This is a genomic window from Actinomadura sp. NPDC048394 (genome assembly GCF_040651755.1).
Lineage (GTDB): Bacteria > Actinomycetota > Actinomycetes > Streptosporangiales > Streptosporangiaceae > Spirillospora > Spirillospora montaniterrae.
This window is the reverse complement of the sequence record NZ_JBEZJL010000016.1, coordinates 22,715-40,385: the sequence shown is the minus strand read 5'-3', so window position 1 is coordinate 40,385 and position 17,671 is coordinate 22,715. Positions and strand designations below refer to the sequence as shown.

Below are 17,671 nucleotides of genomic sequence, written 5' to 3'. Positions count from 1 at the left end.
ATCACCACTGCGCTGGATGGGTCGTTCACAGGTCGTTGCCGGCGTAGGAGAGGTTGAAGCTCTTGTTGACCAGGGGGAAGTCGGGAACGATCACGCCGGTCAGAGCGATCGGCAAGGCAGGCCAGTTGAAGAACGACGGGTCGACGATCTTGGCGCGGGTGAGGGCGCCGCCGGGCGCGAGTTCGACGCGGTGGACGATGGTGCCGCGCCACCCCTCGACGATGCCGACACCGGACACGGGCCCGGCCGGTGGGGTGAGCGCCGGCCAGTAGGAGACCGCGCCGGCGTACATGCCGTAGGACAGGTCGTTGATGATGGCGATCGAGGTGGTGATCTCTCGGGCGCGGATCTGGAAGCGGGCCAGCACGTCGCCGGTCGCGGCGGTCGGGACGGTCAGCGCCGGGCGCAGGTCGGTGAAGGGGTGGTCGCGGCGGGCGTCGGCGTCGATGCCACTGGCGCGCGCCACATAACCGAGGGCGCCCAGGTCGCGGGCGGCGTCTGCGGTCAGCGGGGCGGTGCCGGCGAACCGGTCGGCGACCACGGTGTGGCCGAGCGCCAGGTCGACGAGTTCGGCGATGTCGGCCTCGAGGGCTCGCAGCGCCTGCGGGTCGGGGATGGCGCGCAGGACGGCGCCGCCGAGGATGACTCCGCCGCGCAGCAGCCGGTGGCCGGTGGCCCGGGCGTTGAAGCGCAGGAGTTGTTCTCGGACACGGCCGAACTGGGCGTTGAGGATGGAGTGGCCGACGTCGTTACACAGGGCGCCCAGGTCGGTGACGTGGTTGTAGAGGCGTTCGAGTTCCAGCAGGATCGCTCGCATGCGCTGCGCGCCCGGGGAGACCCGCAAGCCGAGGGCGTCTTCGACGGCCAGGCAGAAGGCCAGGGTGTGACCGACGGTGGTGTCGCCGCTGACGCGTTCGGCGATCGGCATGGCGTCGTCGGGGAACTTGCCCTGGAAGAGCTTCTCCAGGCCCTTGTGGACGAACCACAGGCGGGCCTTGAGTTTGAGGATGGTCTCGCCGACGACCGAGAACCGGAAGTGGCCGGGTTCGATCAGTCCGGCGTGCACGGGCCCGACCGGTATCTCATAGACCCCCGGCCCCTCGACCTGGACGAAGGGGTAAGGCCCTTCCGGGTCGCCGAACCGGGGCGGCGCGCCTGCGTCGTCGCGCATCGGGTACCAGCCGCGGGGCCAATGATGATGGCGGACCAGGCGGCGCGGCAGCGGATGGTTCTGCGGGACGATGCCGTACAGGTCGTGCATCTCGCGTTCGAAGCGGCCCGCGGGGAAGCTGAAGCGGGCCAGGCTCGGCAGTGCCGGGTCGGCCGGATCGAGACGCACGTGCAGCTCGGTGCGGCGCTCGGGCTCGCCTTCGCTGCCCCTTGCCTTGGTGAACAGGTAGACCACGCGCAGGGCGTCGGAGTCCTGGTGCGCCGCGGTCAGAGCCAGGCGGAACCCTTCCCCCAGCAGCGCGGCGGCCCGGCCGGGCAGTACACCGGCGTCGACGTCGGTCTTCACCCGCTCGGGCCGGTCGACCACCGGGTCGGCCGGTGGACCTGCGGGCCGGTCACCCGGCTGGTCGGCGGGCTGGTCGGGTGGGGTGTCGTCAGGCGAGTTCATCAGTGTGCTTCCAGGATGGCGGCCGCGTGGTCCAGCAGAGTGTGCAGCGGCCAGTCGGTGATGCCGATCATGGCGCAGGCCACCAGTCCCAGGATAAGAACCGCCGCGATCACCGCGGCCCGGGGGAAGGGGGCGGTGGCGGCGCCGGGGCCGGTCTTGGGGGCGCCGAGCAGCATCCGCCCGGTCCGGGCGGCCAGGGAGGCGGTGATGAGCAGCAGCAACGCCAGGGCGGCGGCGACGGCCCACCCGAGCCCGGCGGTGAATCCTGCGCGGAAGATGCCGATCTCGCTGGCGAACAGGCTGAACGGAGGGAAGCCCAGCAACGCCAGGACGGCCGCACCGAACCCGCCGGCCACCAGCGGGGCGCGGGCGGCCAGGCCGCGGGCGGCGTCGATGCGGCTGCCGCCGATGGCCTGCTGGATCTGCCCGGATGCCAGGAAGGCGACGGACTTGGCCAGCCCATGCCCGAGGACGTGCAGCAGTACCGCGGCGACGGCGAGCCGCGAGCCGATCGCGGCGCCGAGCGCCAGCAGGCCCATGTGCTCCATGCTGGAGTAGGCGAGCATCCGCTTGTAGTCGCGTTGGGCGAGCAGCAGCGCCGCGGCGAGCGTGAGCGAGGCCAGCGCGGTGATCAGCAGCAGCGCCCGGACGAACCCGGCGCCGAGCGCGATGTCGGCGACCACCTTCACCCGCAGTACGGCGTAGAAGGCCACCGACAGCAGCACACCCGACATCAGGGCGGAGACGGGCGCGGGCGCCTGGCTGTGCGCGTCGGGTAGCCAGGCATGCAACGGGGCCAGGCCCGCCTTGGCGCCGAATCCCAGAACCAGCAGCGCGACGGCGATGCGCGTGACACCCGGATCCAGTCGCTCGGCGTGTGCGGTGAGCTGCGTCCAGTCCAGGGACCCCGACGAGGGCACTTGGGCGTGCTGGGCGGCGAAGTGCAGCAGCGCGATGCCCAGGAACGCCAGCGCGATGCCGGTGGAGCAGATCACCACGTATTTCCAGGCGGCCTCGGTGGCGTTGCGGGTGCGGTGGTGGCCGACCAGGAACGCCGTCAAGATCGTGGTCGCCTCGACCGCGATCCACAGCACGCCGAGACTTGCGGCCAGCACGCCCAGCGCCATCGCCGCGACGAACCCCTGGGTGAGGACGCCGTAGCGGCGCATGTCCCGGCCGGTGGCATGTCCGGCGGCTTGTTCGGCGGCCAGGTACCCGGGGCTGGCGAGCATCGCCAGCAGCGCCACCGCGCCGATCACGATCAGCATGAACGCGGTCAGCGCGTCCGCCCGCAGCAGCCCGCCCAGACCGGTGCGCGGACGGTCGACGGCCCATCCGGCCAGCGCGGCCCCCGAGGCCAGCAGCACGGCGGCGGCGACGGCGCCCAGCCAGGCCGTCGTGCGCCGCCATCCCAGCGCCGCGTAGCCGCCCGCGGCCAGGACCGGCGCCCCGATCGGGACGATCAACATCGCGGTCATCAGTCCCGCAGCTCCCGCAGGTCGTCCAGATCGGTGTCGCCGAACGCCGCCCGGATCCGGGCCGTCAGCAACTGCAGCACCAGCACCGCCAGCAGCACGTCCAAGGAGACGCCGCCCTCCACGATCAGCGGCACTCCCGAGGTGGTCAGGAACGCCACCGCGGTGATGCCGTTGTCCATCAGCAGGAACCCCACCACCTGCGACAGGGCACGCCGCCTGGTCACCAGGGCGAAGAACCCGATCAGCACCACCGTCAGCGCGACCGGCACCGCGTGCACCGCCGGCGAGGGATCCAGCGCCACCACCGGACGGGTCACCGCGTAGGCCAGCAGCGCCAGCAGCGCCGCGACCACCAGCGAGGCGGCCACGTTCACCAGCGGCTCGGTCTCCCGGTTCGCGCCCCCCGCTCCACCGCTCGCGGCCAGGGCACGCCGCAGCAGCCACGGCAGCAGCACCGCGCGCAGCAGCCCGATACCCACCGCAAGGCCGATCACTTCGGCGTCGCCTTCGTGGACTCCGAGGACGAGGACGAGCGCGCCCAGCGCGGCGCCCTGGAGGGCGAACAGCCGCACGATCGCGGCCAGGTCGCGGCGCCACAGCACCAGCACTCCCGCGAGCAGGAACGCGCCGCACGCCAGGTCCAGAAGCTGCACATATAGGGTGTGGTTCACGTGCCCACCAGGAAGAAGGAAGCGGCGACGGCCAGCAGGGCCAGGACGAACGAGCCGGCCAACAATTCGGGCACCCGGAACATGCGCAGCTTAGCCATGAACACCTCACCGGCCGCCAGCACCCCGCCCAGCACCGCGACCTTCGCCGCGTACGCCGCCACCGCGACCGGCAGCATCACGATCGAGGCGCCGGCGATGCCCCAGGGCGCGAACAGGTTGGCGACCAGACCGAGCAGGAGCGTCAGCCGCATCCCCGACGCCCACTCCACCAGCGCCAGGTCCGGGCCCGCGTACTCCAGCACCATCGCCTCGTGGATCATCGTCAGTTCCAGATGCGTGGCGGGATTGTCCACCGGGATCCGGCCGGTCTCGGCGATGGTCACCACCGCCAGCGCGATCGCGGCGAGCAGGCTCACCGGGGAGACCACCCGCTGCGGCTCGTGCAGCGTGGAGGTGACGATCGCGCCCAGGTTGGTGGAGCCGACCCGCACCGACAGCGCGAACACCGACACCAGGATGGTGGGTTCCACCAGCGCCATCACCGTCATCTCCCGGCTGGCGCCCATCCCGCCGAACGCGGTGCCGGTGTCCAGCCCGGCCAGCGCGAGCGCCACCGTGCCCAGCGCCAGCAGCGCCGTCACCGCGAACAGGTCCGCGGCGCCGTCCAGCGGCGACGCCGTCGTGACGATCGGGATCACCGCGGCGATCACCAGCGCCGTCCCGGCCAGCAGCAGCGGCGCGACCCGGAACACCGGCCCCGTCCCCTCCGGCGTGATCGGCTGCTTGCGCAGCAGCTTGCGCAGATCCCGCCACGGCTGCAGCACGCCGCCCCCGGCGCGTCCCTCCAACCGGGCCCGCACCTGCCGCATCAATCCCACCAGCAGCGGCGCCCCGACCCCCACCAGCAGCACCTGCGCGGCCGCGCCGACCGTACCGGCCACCGTCACGCTCATCGCAGCACCGCCAACGCGATCAGAACGCCGGTGAAGGCGGAAAAGCCGTACCCGACGTAACGGTGGACACTGCCGTTGGCCAGCGGCCGGGCCGCCCGACCAGCCCAGGCCACCGCCGCAATCACCGGCTCGTAGAGCCGATGCTCGACCCGGTCGGCGACCCGGGCCCGGTAGGTCACGCTGTCCACCAGATATGCCGACTCGGCCACCGGCGTGACGTCCACATCGGTCTCGGGGGCCAGCACATCGTCGAACACCCGCTGCAGCGGCTCGGCGAACGAGGTCGCGGTGTACTCCGTCCGCGCCGACATCGGCCCCGCCCCGCAATCCCACAACCGCGCACGCCTCCGCGCCAGCCGCTGCGCCCGCCGCGACGCGGCACCGCGCAGCGCGGCGACCAGCGCGACCACCGCCACCAGCAACGCGCCGGCGATCACCAGCGGGGACATCGTGCTCGGCAACCCCGCCACATGCAGCGTGCCCGCATCGGCCATCGGGCCGGTCACCGCCTTGGGCCCCGGTGCCGCCACCGCGACCGCGCGCGACAGACCGTCGGCCACCGGGCCGGGGACCAGCGCCAGCCCGACACAGCAGACCGCCGCCACCACCATGCCCGTCACCATCGTCGCGGGACTCTCGTGGGCCCGCTCGGCCGCAGGAGTGCGCGGACGAGCCAGAAACCCCACCCCGAACGCCTTGACGAACGTCGCGATCGCCAACCCCGCCGACAAGGCCACCACCGCCACCGCCACCGGCATCGTGACCGCGGCGAGCGTCCCTCCCGACGGTAGGGCGTGGATCAGGCTCTGCAGGAGCAGCCATTCGGAGACGAACCCGTTGCCCGGCGGCAGCGCCGATGCCATCAACGCCCCTACCCCGAACAACGCGGTCGTCGCCGGCATCGGCGACCGCAACCCGCCCAGGGCGTCCAGATCCCGGGTCCCGGTGGCGTGCAGCACCGATCCCGCCGCCAGGAACAGCAACGTCTTGAAGCCGGCGTGGTTGACCACATGCAGCAGCGCGGCGGTCAACGCCAGCGCCGCCAGCACCCGCGCACCGGAGGACCCCAAGAACCCGCAGGCTCCGACACCGATCAGTACCAAGCCCATGTTCTCGCAGGTCGAGTACGCCAGTAGCCGCTTGATATCGGTGGCCACCGCCGCCTGGAGGATGCCGTACAGGGCCGACACCGCGCCCGCCGCCAGCACCAGCAGCCACCACCAGGCCGGTCCGCCGCCCAGCAGGTCCAACCCCACCCGCACGATTCCGTACACGCCCATGTTCACCATCGCCGCGCTCATCAGCGCCGACACGTGACTCGGCGCCTCCGGATGAGCGCGCGGCAGCCACACGTGCAACGGGACGATGCCCGCCTTGGACGCGAACCCGGCGAACGTCGCCACGAACACCACCCCGCGGACCGCCGGCGACAGCCCCGGAGAGGCCGCCCGCATAGCCGCGAACGTCTCACCGTGCGCCACGGCGGCGAACCCGGCCAGACCGGCGAGGATGACCACCAGGCCCAAATGCGTCATCACCGCGTACCACAAGCCGGCCTCGGCCACCGCCGCCCGCCGCCGATGCTCGGCCACCACCAGCAGCAACGAGGCCAGCGCCATCAACTCCCACGCCACCAGGAACGTGCTCACGCTCGCCGCCGCGGGCACCAGCAGCATCGCCGCCACGAACAGCGGCACCATCGCCTGAGCGATCCGGCCCTCCAGCCCGTGCCCGCCCGAGCCATGGCCTGCGGGGTCGTGACCTGCGAGGTCGTGGCCAGCAGGGCCGGGGCGGGCGTACCCGACCCCGTACACCGCCGCGCACAACGCGACCGCGCCCGTGACGGCCAAGAACAGCCCGCTCAGCGGATCGACCGCCAACCGCACCCCCGCCAGCGGCAGCACGTCCGGCAGCCACACCCCCCAGGAGCGGCCGGCCATCGCCGCCGCCCCCGCCACCACCGCGGCCACACCGGCGGCGCCCATGCCCACGCCGGTGGCGAGGCGGCGCGGTCGCCGCGGCAGCGTCGTCCCCGCCACCGCGGCGAGCGCATTGCCCCCCATCGCCACCGCGAACGCGGCACCCGTCAGGCTCATCGGCCGGTGAGTCCCCGCAGCGCCGCCACGATCGCCTCCGGCTCCGGCGGACACCCACGCACCTCAACGTCCACCGGAACCACCTCACCCACCGCACCGACCACTCCGTACGCCTCGGCGAACACCCCACAGTTCCGGGCGCAGTCCCCGACCGCCATTACGAACTTCGGCTCCGGCACGGCCTCATAGGTGCGGCGCAACGCCATCTCCATGTTGCGGGTCACCGGCCCGGTCACCATCAGCGCATCGGCATGCCGCGGCGAGGCCACCTGCCGCACCCCGTACCGCTCGGCGTCGTACACCGGCCCGAACGCCGATGCGATCTCCACCTCGCACCCGTTGCACGACCCCGCGTCAACGTGCCGGACCTGCACCGAACCAGCGAGCGCACGGGCCCGCTCCGAGGAGGCGGCCTCCGGGCGGTCAGGCGCGGCCTCCGCCACCCGGCCGGCCTTAACGATCTTGCGCAGCAGATCTTTCACGAACTTCCTCTACGTGAGCCCCAAATGACATCAACCCGCAAGCAGACTACCGCCCTGCGCAATTGCCAACGTTGGCAACTCCACAATATGCGGCCACGCCCGAGGCGGGGCTGCCGCTTCAGAGGTGATCACACCCAGGCGAGGCAAACCCGACCCGGCGGACTACCGGCATCTCACCGGAGTTGCACCGTCACCCTAGGCCTGCTTGGAGCCGTCGCCGCCGGCACCGGCCCGCAGATCGTCCAGCAACTCCGCCTGCCCCGACAACACCCCGGTCAGGATCGCCCGAGCGACCGCCAGCAACTCCGCCACCCGAGGACTGGTCAACGAATAGATCACCGTCGACCCCTCCTTGCGCGACACCACCAGGCCTGCCCGCCGCAACACCGCCAGCTGCTGAGAAAGGTGCGCCGGCTCGATCCCCACCTCGGGAAGCATCTCGGACACGGCGTGGTCACGCTCGCTGAGCAGCTCCAGCACCCGGATCCGCGCCGGATGCCCCAGCGTCTTGAAGAACTCCGCCTTCAACTGGTACAGCGGCGCGCTCACAGTGCCCCATCTCCCTTCGCCGGCTCGAAGCCGACAGCGTCACCACACGGCCAAGTGCGGCATGCTCTCCTGCCCGCCCGCTGGCACGCCACATCCCAGCGGCTCGCTACCGCGGTCAACGGCCACCCCAGGCGTCGTCACCCAAGCTCCAAGGTACGTCTTGATGGACAGCCTCAACGGAGGCGAGCCTGAATGATCGCGCAGTCTACAGTGCCCCTTCACCCTAACTACATAGGCAATTGCTAATATTAGCAACATAGGCCGGATGGGGCGGCGACGATAGCGACGCCCAGCCTGGCGACCGCGGGCGGCGCCGAGCAAAGATCCAGGCGAGGGCCAGCCCCTCTCCCCGAGCATCCCTCCCGCACCCCCCGCCCGCGAAGCGCCGGCAACGGAGAGCCCGAGGCCTCTTGCCTGACCGCGCTGGACACGATCCATCCCGCTGCTCGCCTGCGGCAAACCGTCCATTTGGCAACTACGATCTGCGACTGTCTTTTAGCTTAGAGTTCTGGGCCCGTGTGCGGCGCAGCATGCGCCAAAGCAGCCACCGAACGGCACGAAGCGCCACAACCACCATCGTTCACGACCGGAGAGACGGGAGGGACCGTCCGCCATGCGATCGCGGATAAGCACCACACACGTCCAGCAGGGAATAACGGTCGTCGCCGTCGGCGGGGCACTGGACCCAGAGCTCTGCCCAGCCACCCCGGAAACGATCGGGGCGGTGCGAGAAACGATCAAAGCCGCCCAGCTTGAGGTCGGTCACCGCGCCCTGGTGCTCGATCTCAGCGCGGTACTCGAGATCCGGCTGGAGGGCGCGTACCTGTTGTGCCAAGCCCACAACCGAGCCAAGGAGCAGGACACCATCGTGGTCCTCGCCGGCATCCACGACCGGCCGATGAAACGATTGCGTTTCTACGGAGTCACCCGCTTTCTTCCCCACTACGCCAGCGTGGAAGAAGCAGTCGCCTCGCTCACCAACACCGCAGGCCAAGCGTCCGCCTAGTGTTCGGTTTCCGAAGTCGGTTGCGGATATCGGGCGAGGGTAGTCCAGGATCTTGTCCGCAGTCTTGGTCCACGCGTCGGGCTCGCGCCCCTTGACCCGCCGCTAGCCCCGAGCGCCGAGGTCGCCTTTGAGGGCGTGGACGCTTTGAGAGCACGCCGCGTCGGGTGAGCTGGGAATGAGGAAGACGAACCAGCGCTCGATCCGGTTGCGTCAAGACGACCCGGTGGGAGTGAAGCGCAGGTGGAAGCGGCGATGGGGCTCCGCGCTCGCGGAAACGGTTGGCTGCCGCGTCGGGCGGCTCAGCAGTCTCAGGTCTCTGGGTCCACGGCCCGACGCTGGGCCAGTCGGTACCGCGAGCTGAGTCAGGCGGGCATGACCGACCGGTCCTCACGCCGCATCGCGGCACCGCCGGACTTCGACCCGCACCGGACGGCGAATCATCAAGGTTCGGGTGATCCGCCGCTGGGGACCGGCCAGCATCGGCTACCTGCTCGACGCCAAACTCGCCACAGTGGACCGCGCCCTGACCCTTCTCATCGACGGCCGGGATCAGGACGCTCTCAAGCGGGTTCAGGTACAGGCCGACCGCGTCGCGGACCTTGTCGACGATCTGCGGATCGGTCGACAGCTTCCGGGGCTGCACGGTGTGCGACTTGAGGCCGAACTCCGGCCAGATCCGCAAGCTCGCAAACTGCGACAGGTCGGTGGAGGCCGGCCGACGAGCACCGTTCGATGCGCATACCGAATTTGCGGCGACTCGGAAGGCTCAGTCCAACTCAAGGCGCCCTTGCTCGAAGAGAGATATCACTTGCCCGCCGGAAGGTCTCGGCGTTTGCTCCACTGACTTGCGGTCATCGGACACATCACCGCTCTCCACGTGCAGTCGCGGTGTACGAGCAGTCACAATCTCAAAGAGCTTAGCCGGGACCCGGGCCTCGGATGCCAGCGAGTCAGGATCGACACCGATTTCACCCAGGACCTTCAGTGATCGCGGTAGAAGCGATGGCTGCTCCACCTCCGGGCGAGCCCCCGGCTCCTGTCTCCGCCACCCCTCCTTTGACATGCGGGCCATAGCGTTACGATAGGTCACGCCACTCATGACGCCGAGCTCGCGAGCACGATACAGAAGCGCCTGGAGACTCACCCCCCAGTACTCCTTCAGTTCCTGAAGGAGGGGCCAATTCGCGCGGTGGGGAAGTTGCTTGGCCAACTCATCCGCCGGCATCAAGAACTCTGCCGCAAAACGATGCGCCTGCTCCTCGACAACCCTGTTCCCAGGCTCGACATCGGCATGCATCACCAAGTGGCCAAGTTCATGCGCCAGATCGAATCGTTGCCTGTAATAATCATCCTTAAGAGGATTGAGGATGACGATCGGCCTGGAATCCGTGTCGAAGGAATATGCGTCGACCGCAGCCGCTTGCGCAGGGCTGAACACTACCACCACCCCGTGCAGTTCGGCAGTTCGGGCTAGATGTCCTACTGGACCGTTCCCGAGATCCCAGTGCTTCCGAAGCAATTGGGCCGCGTCTATAGGCTCCCCTGACTGGTCGGGGTGCATACTCATCACCGCGTAGGAGGGAACATCCCGGTCCGGAAGTTCGACATGCCGCTCGAAGACCTCCACTACCTCGTATACGACGCGCCCATACGCCTGAGCCTGGTCGCGAACGAGTTGAGCAGTAGAACGCAAGGAACGAAAATGAGGAATTATTCCTACCGAGTGAGCTGTTCCAGCATTTGGCAGGAAGAAGGACGGCTCAACGCCGAGCGCAATGCAGAGTTCCGCAACCGTCGAAGTCGACGGCCGTTTACGACCCGACTCGTAGGCGGCGACCGCGGTCGGCGTCTTTCCCACACGAGCAGCGAGTTCAACTTTCCGCAGTCCAGCCAACTGGCGCGCCAGCGTCAGCCTGCTGCCTGCGAAGAGTCGCGCGACCTCCCGTACAGTGGCGCTCGATGAGGCATTCACTTCCGGTTCTCGGGCGACTGGGCCGGCGGCGTTCGCCGGACGCGCACCGGCACATCTTCAACCTGCCCGCGAGTAGGCGCAGGAGAAGGAGGAGCGACTGGTTCCGCACCGGTGAGGCGGGAGCCATCACCATCGTTGCGCGTCAGCAACTCGCGCCAGAACCAAGCCGCCTCGCGACGCCCCTTCACTAGCCTAGGGCGGCCCAGATAGAAAGCCGACTCCGCAGTGGCCCCGTCGAGAGCGTAAGCGCCAACCAGCGTCACTACAGGGGCTCTTCCCTCTTGCTGGCCCTCCTCAGCATCGAAGAGAGCATCGAAAGCCTTCAACTCTGGAGAGGGGATCATAAGCTGATCCGGGTCCGGTTGCATGGCAACACGCTGCTTGGTCCGGCTTTTCTGCCGCCACGGAATGCGATCGATGTGGTGGCCGGAATATGACTGGAGAAGGATCCGCCACTCCCCGTGCCGCCAACCGGGCGACTGGTTCAGCTCGTCATATTCAACGAGATCCGCCGCGAGACGCGGCATGGTCATGAACTCCTGGGGCCCAAGCCCCGCCACCAGGAAGTCCTGTCCGGCAGTGGGAGCGTCACCAGGCCGGAGAGCGTACTTGTTGCACGAGAAGACACGATCAAGTCGATCGGTGAGCACCTTGAAGGCGCTGTACCCGACCCATCCCTGATCGTGGCCCGTCTCCGGGTCATAGGCCTGGAGAGTCTGCCGCCGTGCACTCTCCCAGGCCCACCGGAGGGCATCGAGCACACCCGCACCTCCGAGATCCCCCAGAGCATCATCCTTCTCTGTCATACCGAGGATAGTAGCCGATCTCAGTAGCGAGCGCACGGGAATGAACCAGTAACAGTAGGGATCTTCTGGAAGTGAACCTGGAGAGGCGTCCGGCACCGAGAAAAAGATCTAGGCTCCAAGGCTCTGGATCGAGCTCGGAGGGCACGCGGCGCGGATGGTGACACGACGTCGACTGAACATGCCGAAGGTCGTCGCGGCGTTGGCGGCCGCTCCGCACACGCGGCGGCGCGGCTGACGGCGGCGTTCAGCCTGCCAGGGACGACCGGGAAGTACTTCGCGAGGAACTTCGGGACGTCCGACGTGACCGGCTGGAAGCTGACGTTCGAGCTGCCGGCGGGCGCGACGGTGAGCGGCCCAGCTTTGTCCGGCAAGTCAAGGGAGGTGGCAGCAGGAAGTCACAAGATCATCGGCGACCCATGTCGGCTCGTTGTCGGCTCGGCGGTTCCGAAACGCATCAGCACGCAGCGGCATAGGGCAGCACGAGAACGGGCTGCCATGCGGGCAAGTAGGCACGGGTTGACACTGAAAGCGCCGCCCTGACACCAGGGCTCCGGACTTTTAATCCGTAGGTTGTGGGTTCGAGTCCCACGCGACCCACCACCCCTGACCAGGGAAAACGCGAGATTGCCCGGCTTGTCGCCCGCCCGACATGCCCCGGTTCGTCCCCCTGGCAGCTCGATGGCGGCTCGGCGGCTCGATCCGGGCCCTGCATCCACCCTGGTAGCGCCTCGAACCGGGTACTCTTCGCCCGCCCAAGCCGGTCATGTCGCCCGATCAACCGGCGGCCAGAGCTGCGGAGCCAGTCAGCAGCACACTTCCGCAGGCGTGAGTCCGCGGGCTCGCATCCGGCGCAGGCGGCACCATCGAGCACTCCCCAGCAAGACCGGTCGCGAAGAGAAGCCATGATCAAAAACGCGACATGGGCCGCCTACGCCCGTGGCCTCCGAGATCGCGATTGCTGGGCGCGGCGCACCTGTAGGTTCACACCGCTGGTGTTGAGGCGAAATCGGGCCATCTGTGTACTGACCTTGTACTTGGCGGCGATGTGGTCGGCGGACGCGTTGGCGAAGGCTTCGCGGAGAAGGATCTGGCGCGGGAGGAGGAGGCAGCCTGCCAGCCAGTTGGCTTCTTCCTCCTGGTCAGGGTCACAGGTGAAGAAGACGTTCCCCCCGATGGTCTGCAGTTCCCTGACCTCGTGGCGCAGCAGGATGTGGGCGATCTCGTGGGCGATGTCGCTGTTTGTTCGTGCCGAGTCGTTAAGCGGGTTGCAGACGATAACTACGCGATCGTCGGGAAGGTGAAACGAGGCGGCGGAGAAGGCTCCGTCTTGTTCGGCGATGAGCTCTTGGAGCTTTCGGATGTCGATGAGCTGGTCCGCAGGAACAACCTCGATGTTGAGGTGGCGGGCCAGTACACGGACATCGACGGGCGTGGTGGGCGTGAGGCCCAGGTCGCTTCTGGTCCTGTCAGCCAACCGTTCGGCCTCGGCTTTGAAGCCCCGGCGCATCGCTATGCCCCCCGCCCTGGGCGCGGAGAGCCTGATTCGAGCTGGTGCTGCATCTCCGACAGGATGTCTCCGAGGAGTTTCGCGGCGCGGGGGGTGAAGGTCTTGGCCGCGCGGAGGTGCACGGTCACCTCCGCGTCCTTCTTGGCCAGCGTCCCGTAGAGCTCGCGGACGACCTCGGCGATCGACTCGGCCGCGGCTGGTGTGAGGTTGGGGTCCTGCGCGAGCCTGGTTGCGATGACCTCAGGGGTGGTCTCCACCCGGAACATCGCGGGTTGGAAGAACCGTTCTGCCGGCAGTCCGAGCCAGAGGACGAGTCGCCGGAAGTTGGCCAGGTCGGGCAAATGCCCTTTCTCTACACGCGCGAGCGTGTTGAAGGGTACGCCCGATTGTTCTGCGGCGGCCCGCAGGCTGAGGCCGAGCTGTTCGCGATGGGACTTCACCAGGACCTGCAACTGGTCGATGTCGAGTGGCTCGTCCACTCGTCCCTTCCCCCTCTCGCGGGCGGTTCATGATCGTCGGGGCACGGTAGCGCACCGGGGCACACGAAGATCAGCCGAGGTGACTCAATCTGCTTGTACCTAGATTGATACATGCCTTAGGCTCAGATACAAGATGACGGGTGAGGCCGAGGTGAACGGCCGCACCTGATGGTGCATGACGTGCGAAAACAGTCCTTTCTGGAGGTGTAGCTCCGTGCCCGATTCTATTCATGCTGGTCACGCGAAGCGCAGGTTGCCGGAGGCCGGTTTGCCTGGCGTCGCGGACGCCCGCGTGCTGCCCGACGACTCGTTTGAAGCCGCCTGGTCGAGCGTCTTCCTGGCAGACGAACTGAAGGATCGTCTCCTCCAGACCGTCGCCTCCAACATCAGGCTCCGTGCCACCGTGCCGTTCGAGGCTCTGCCCCTTCACGGGGTGGTCTTGCTCACCGGCCGTCCGGGGGTCGGCAAGACGACACTCGCCCGCGGGCTCGCCGACAAGATCGCACGGGTGGTGGGCGGACTCGGCCACTGGGCGTTTATCGAGGTCGACCCGCACGCACTGGCCAGTTCCTCGCTCGGCCGTAGCCAGCGGAGCGTCGAGGCGCTGTTCGGCCAGCTACTGGAGGAGCAGGCGGGGCAGGGGCCGCTGGTCGTGCTGCTGGACGAGGTCGAGACACTCCTGACTGACCGCGCGGCGCTGTCAATGGAGGCCAACCCGATCGACGTCCACCGGGCCGTGGACGCCGCGCTGGTGGGCCTGGATCGGCTCGCTCGCCGCCATCCGGACGTGGTCGTCCTGGCGACCAGCAACTTCGCCGACGCCATCGACCCAGCGCTGGCATCTCGCGCCGACATGGTCGTTCAGATTCCTGTGCCCGACCGTCACGGCCGGCGCGCGATCCTCGAACACACGATCGCAGCGATCGTCGCCGCGTTCCCTGGCGCCGCCCCTCTCCTGGGCGGTGCGGTCTTGGACCACGCCGCTCAGATCTCCGAGGGCATCGACGGTCGACGCCTCCGCAAAGCCGTCGCGGCGGCCTGCGCCAACGACTCCTGCGATCCCGAGCGGGTGACAGCGGACGATCTCTACGCCTCCCTGCAGAGGACGAGGGAGCAGCTGTGATCAACGAATCGGCGAGCACGATCGCCCGGCGAATCGCCTCAGTCCCGGCCCGCACCTCGACCGAGACGTGGCAGGCCATCATCGAGCTCCTCGCAGAGGCCGGTAGCGCCGCCCACCGGGAGCTGACCGACGTGACGAGCATCGCAGGCATCCTGATCAGTGAGGAGTACACGCGCGAGTCGCCCATCGTTATTAAGCCCGTGTCCGGATCCCGCATCCGTGTCTACACCATCCACGGAATGGCCGCGATCGAGGCGATCAACGACGAGACACCCCTGTACGGCGGACGTCTGAACGAGCCTGGCTGGTCAGTCTCATTGCCCTGCGGCCCCGACGACCTTGACGAGGCCGCCGCCGCGCTCGCCGACACGGCCGCCATCACCGTCCGCGACACCAGTAAAGGCCTCACTGCTGAGGGCCTCACTGCCTCATCCTCCGCCGATGTGACCACGGGAGCGACATCGGCGACACCGGCCATCAACCTGAACGAACTGAGGCGTCCATGAGCACCGGCGTCCACGTCAACCTGCACACCCATGCGGCCACCCACGTAGCCACGGGCATGCTTCGAGGCTTGCGCCAGATCATCCGGGGCACCGGGCTGGAGCCCGCGTACATCAACCGCCGATGGGACGTCCTGGAACTCGGCATCACGCAGTGGCTCCGTTCTCGTCACCTCACGGGCCTCGTCCTGGAGGTCTACGACTCGGGCCGCCCGACCGAAGACGATCTCGTCGGTCGGTTCGACTTCACGATCGACTACGGCTACCACGCCGACGGTGACGGGGACCTGTGGCTCGACAGCGACGCGGTCGACTTCACCATCCGGAAGAACGGCTCCTACCCCAGTCGGTGCGACTACCACATCATCGCCACCACATCCCCTGGCCGCCCGGACGTGCCCGGCTGGTCCACCACGACGCTGCGCTCCACCGACGGCTTCACTCGCCACAGCATCGGCACGGCGATGACCGGCGGGAGCCTCGGAGCCAGCCTGGACTACCACACCAGGAGCGCCTGATGCTCACGCCCAACGACGCCTTCTACAAGTTCCGCACAAACCTCCAGACCACCAAGACCGAGAACGACTCCGCCAGCCGCCGCCAGACCAAGATCCGCCAGCAGGTCGAAGCCGCCGGGACGCTGAAGGTCCTCGACACCTTCCTCACCGGCGCGTATCGGCGCGAGACCAAGACCAAACCGCTGCGCGACGTCGACATCATGATCGTCATCGACGACACGGCCTACCTCAAACTCCACCCCCGCGAGATCCTGCTCGCGATACGGGCGATCCTTGCTCCCCTGTACGGAGAGGCCCGTGTGACCTGCGACAGATTCGCGGTCCGCGTTGACTTCGGCATCAAGATCGTCGACGACGTCAGCGAGAACTCCGAAGTCGTTTCGTTCGACGTCGTCCCGGCCTTCCGGAGCGGCGACCACTACCTGATCCCCGACGATGTCACCGGCGAGTGGATCGCAACCAATCCGAAGATCCATTACGACCTCGCCGTGACCGCCAACAAGGAGTTCAGCGAGCAGTGGAAGCCACTGGTCAAGATGCTCAAGAAGTGGAACGCCGGCGCCGGGCACCCCATCCAGCCGTCCTTCCTGATCGAGGTCATGGCCTTGGAACTGCTCGGCGGGCCTTGGACGGGCAGCCATCCACGGGAGCTCCGTAGATTCTTCGCCACCGCCGCCCATCGGATCTCCGATGTCTGGCCGGACCCGGCAGGCCTGGGCCCGGACATTTCCGGCGTCCTCGACGCCGATTCGTCCATGATGGAGGGAGCGATGCTCGCGCTGAAGGAGGCGGAAGTGACCTGCACGAACGCGATCCGCTTGGAGCAGGCCGGGCGTACCGGCGCGGCCCTGCAGGCATGGCGGGACCTCTTCGGCCCTCTGTTCCCTTTGTCGTGAATGCCGTTCCGCCCCTGCGGCCCGTCCCCTCGGGGGAGAGCGCCCATATCAGCCAGCGCCAAGACGAGCCCGAGCACCTCCGGCGACTCTTGGCCTACAGCCACTTGTATAAGAATGCCCAATGGTGGCGGAGGATCCGGACTACGGGCACGTTCACCCTGGCCATCGCCGCTCCGATCTTCGCTTTCGCCATCCCCGCCACCACCGACATCCTCGCGGCCATCAGCGCGGGATGGCTGGTCCTCGGCAGAACCGTTTTGAGCGGGCTGGAACGCCGTGGCGTCGGAAAGGCCGTCCGCGCCCACGAGTTATACGACACCAAACTGTTCCACCTACCGTGGAACACGGCCCTCGCGGGACGACCGCCTGTCCCCGATGACATCGCCGCCGCCGCCAGCCACATCAGCGACGACACCTTCTATCGGGGCTGGTTCAGCGTCAACCTCGGCAACACCCCCTGGCCAGCAGACGTGCTTCTCTGTCAGCGCCAAAGCGCGGTCTGGAGCCGCAGGGACCATCAGGCCTACGGCACCACCATCCTGCTCGTGGGGCTCGGCTGGTTTCTCGTTGGAGCGACCATCGCCATCGTCGGAGAACTCACCCTCGCCGATTACCTCATCAAGATCTTCCTACCGAGCTCGCCGGCATTCCTCGACTCCGTCGAACTCGCCCGCGAGCACTGGCGCCATGCAGTGGCCCGTGAGCAGGTTGAAAATGACATCCACGACCTATGGGACCACTATCGGAGCACGCCTGCGTCGCTCCCCGCAGGCGAGTGCCGCCAGATCCAGGACGCCGCCTTTCTATTGCGGCGGGACGGGCCACGAGTCCCGAACTTCTTCTACAGAATCCGCCGCAAACGTTCGTCAGCGAGCACCGCAGCCGGCACCCAGGCCATCCTCAATGACTCCGCCGACGCCCACTGAACGGCACCGACGGCGAAGCGTTCCGTGTCGGCGCTGCGCGGGTATTTCGGCTGACCGGCGTCAGCCGAAATACCCGCGCACCCACGGC

17 protein-coding genes and 2 pseudogenes are annotated in these 17,671 nt (G+C 68.2%); 7 read left to right on the top strand and 12 right to left on the bottom strand.

The window, feature by feature from the left end; translation table 11 throughout:
- Window positions 1-25: 25 nt before the first annotated feature.
- The 7 genes from AB0C78_RS13465 to AB0C78_RS13435 all read right to left on the bottom strand — a co-directional run bounded on the left by AB0C78_RS13465 (window position 26) and on the right by AB0C78_RS13435 (window position 7,847).
- The gene (locus tag AB0C78_RS13465; RefSeq protein ID WP_360746462.1) at window positions 26-1,618 is read right to left on the bottom strand and encodes an NADH-quinone oxidoreductase subunit C; all 1,593 of its coding nucleotides are present in this window, start codon (window positions 1,616-1,618) and stop codon (window positions 26-28) included.
- Window positions 1,618-3,096 (bottom strand): proton-conducting transporter membrane subunit, encoded by a 1,479-nt coding sequence (locus tag AB0C78_RS13460; protein ID WP_360746459.1) that lies wholly within the window; start codon window positions 3,094-3,096, stop codon window positions 1,618-1,620. Before AB0C78_RS13460 ends, AB0C78_RS13465 begins: the two co-directional genes overlap by 1 nt.
- Window positions 3,096-3,749: a hypothetical protein gene (locus tag AB0C78_RS13455; RefSeq protein ID WP_360746456.1), complete on the bottom strand. Its 654-nt coding sequence runs from the start codon at window positions 3,747-3,749 to the stop codon at window positions 3,096-3,098. Before AB0C78_RS13455 ends, AB0C78_RS13460 begins: the two co-directional genes overlap by 1 nt.
- A gap of 14 nt (window positions 3,750-3,763) precedes the next feature.
- A complete protein-coding gene (locus AB0C78_RS13450; RefSeq protein WP_360746453.1) occupies window positions 3,764-4,720 on the bottom strand; it encodes a respiratory chain complex I subunit 1 family protein in 957 nt (318 codons plus the stop codon).
- Window positions 4,717-6,816, bottom strand: coding sequence for a proton-conducting transporter membrane subunit (locus tag AB0C78_RS13445; RefSeq protein ID WP_360746450.1), 2,100 nt, complete (start codon window positions 6,814-6,816; stop codon window positions 4,717-4,719). Before AB0C78_RS13445 ends, AB0C78_RS13450 begins: the two co-directional genes overlap by 4 nt.
- Complete coding sequence (nuoB, locus tag AB0C78_RS13440) at window positions 6,813-7,298, bottom strand: NADH-quinone oxidoreductase subunit NuoB (protein WP_360746447.1); 486 nt, start codon at window positions 7,296-7,298, stop codon at window positions 6,813-6,815. Before nuoB ends, AB0C78_RS13445 begins: the two co-directional genes overlap by 4 nt.
- Before the next feature lie 195 nt (window positions 7,299-7,493).
- Complete coding sequence (locus tag AB0C78_RS13435) at window positions 7,494-7,847, bottom strand: metalloregulator ArsR/SmtB family transcription factor (protein ID WP_360746444.1); 354 nt, start codon at window positions 7,845-7,847, stop codon at window positions 7,494-7,496.
- A gap of 613 nt (window positions 7,848-8,460) precedes the next feature.
- Between AB0C78_RS13435 and AB0C78_RS13430 the strand changes: the two genes are divergently transcribed.
- Both AB0C78_RS13430 and AB0C78_RS13425 read left to right on the top strand, forming a co-directional pair.
- Window positions 8,461-8,853: an STAS domain-containing protein gene (locus AB0C78_RS13430; RefSeq protein ID WP_360746441.1), complete on the top strand. Its 393-nt coding sequence runs from the start codon at window positions 8,461-8,463 to the stop codon at window positions 8,851-8,853.
- Between the two features lie 276 nt (window positions 8,854-9,129).
- Window positions 9,130-9,382 (top strand): annotated as a pseudogene (locus AB0C78_RS13425) (leucine zipper domain-containing protein); the annotation flags it as partial.
- 237 nt (window positions 9,383-9,619) lie between these two features.
- On the opposite strand, the gene AB0C78_RS13420 reads toward AB0C78_RS13425, so the two are convergent.
- The 5 genes and pseudogenes from AB0C78_RS13420 to AB0C78_RS13400 all read right to left on the bottom strand — a co-directional run bounded on the left by AB0C78_RS13420 (window position 9,620) and on the right by AB0C78_RS13400 (window position 13,617).
- On the bottom strand, window positions 9,620-10,480 hold the full coding sequence (locus AB0C78_RS13420) for an ImmA/IrrE family metallo-endopeptidase (RefSeq protein WP_360746749.1): 861 nt from the start codon (window positions 10,478-10,480) through the stop codon (window positions 9,620-9,622).
- A 132-nt stretch (window positions 10,481-10,612) separates the two neighbouring features.
- Window positions 10,613-10,825: pseudogene (locus tag AB0C78_RS13415) on the bottom strand (helix-turn-helix transcriptional regulator); the annotation flags it as partial.
- Complete coding sequence (locus AB0C78_RS13410; protein ID WP_360746438.1) at window positions 10,822-11,631, bottom strand: hypothetical protein; 810 nt, start codon at window positions 11,629-11,631, stop codon at window positions 10,822-10,824. The pseudogene AB0C78_RS13415 and the gene AB0C78_RS13410, both read right to left, overlap by 4 nt.
- A 928-nt stretch (window positions 11,632-12,559) precedes the next feature.
- On the bottom strand, window positions 12,560-13,138 hold the full coding sequence (locus tag AB0C78_RS13405) for an ImmA/IrrE family metallo-endopeptidase (RefSeq protein WP_360746435.1): 579 nt from the start codon (window positions 13,136-13,138) through the stop codon (window positions 12,560-12,562).
- 2 nt (window positions 13,139-13,140) lie between these two features.
- Window positions 13,141-13,617, bottom strand: a complete 477-nt coding sequence (locus AB0C78_RS13400) for a helix-turn-helix transcriptional regulator (RefSeq protein ID WP_360746433.1) — start codon at window positions 13,615-13,617, stop codon at window positions 13,141-13,143.
- 214 nt (window positions 13,618-13,831) lie between these two features.
- Between AB0C78_RS13400 and AB0C78_RS13395 the strand changes: the two genes are divergently transcribed.
- Genes AB0C78_RS13395 through AB0C78_RS13375 form a run of 5 tightly spaced genes read left to right on the top strand, consistent with a single transcriptional unit; the run spans window position 13,832 to window position 17,583 of the window.
- The gene (locus AB0C78_RS13395) at window positions 13,832-14,740 is read left to right on the top strand and encodes an AAA family ATPase (RefSeq protein WP_360746431.1); all 909 of its coding nucleotides are present in this window, start codon (window positions 13,832-13,834) and stop codon (window positions 14,738-14,740) included.
- The gene (locus tag AB0C78_RS13390) at window positions 14,737-15,246 is read left to right on the top strand and encodes a hypothetical protein (RefSeq protein ID WP_360746428.1); all 510 of its coding nucleotides are present in this window, start codon (window positions 14,737-14,739) and stop codon (window positions 15,244-15,246) included. The genes AB0C78_RS13395 and AB0C78_RS13390 overlap by 4 nt, the downstream gene beginning before the upstream one ends.
- The gene (locus AB0C78_RS13385) at window positions 15,243-15,761 is read left to right on the top strand and encodes an HORMA domain containing protein (RefSeq protein WP_360746425.1); all 519 of its coding nucleotides are present in this window, start codon (window positions 15,243-15,245) and stop codon (window positions 15,759-15,761) included. Before AB0C78_RS13390 ends, AB0C78_RS13385 begins: the two co-directional genes overlap by 4 nt.
- The gene (locus AB0C78_RS13380; RefSeq protein ID WP_360746422.1) at window positions 15,761-16,657 is read left to right on the top strand and encodes a CBASS oligonucleotide cyclase; all 897 of its coding nucleotides are present in this window, start codon (window positions 15,761-15,763) and stop codon (window positions 16,655-16,657) included. Before AB0C78_RS13385 ends, AB0C78_RS13380 begins: the two co-directional genes overlap by 1 nt.
- The gene (locus AB0C78_RS13375; protein WP_360746419.1) at window positions 16,618-17,583 is read left to right on the top strand and encodes an S-4TM family putative pore-forming effector; all 966 of its coding nucleotides are present in this window, start codon (window positions 16,618-16,620) and stop codon (window positions 17,581-17,583) included. The genes AB0C78_RS13380 and AB0C78_RS13375 overlap by 40 nt, the downstream gene beginning before the upstream one ends.
- The last annotated feature ends 88 nt before the right edge of the window (window positions 17,584-17,671 follow it).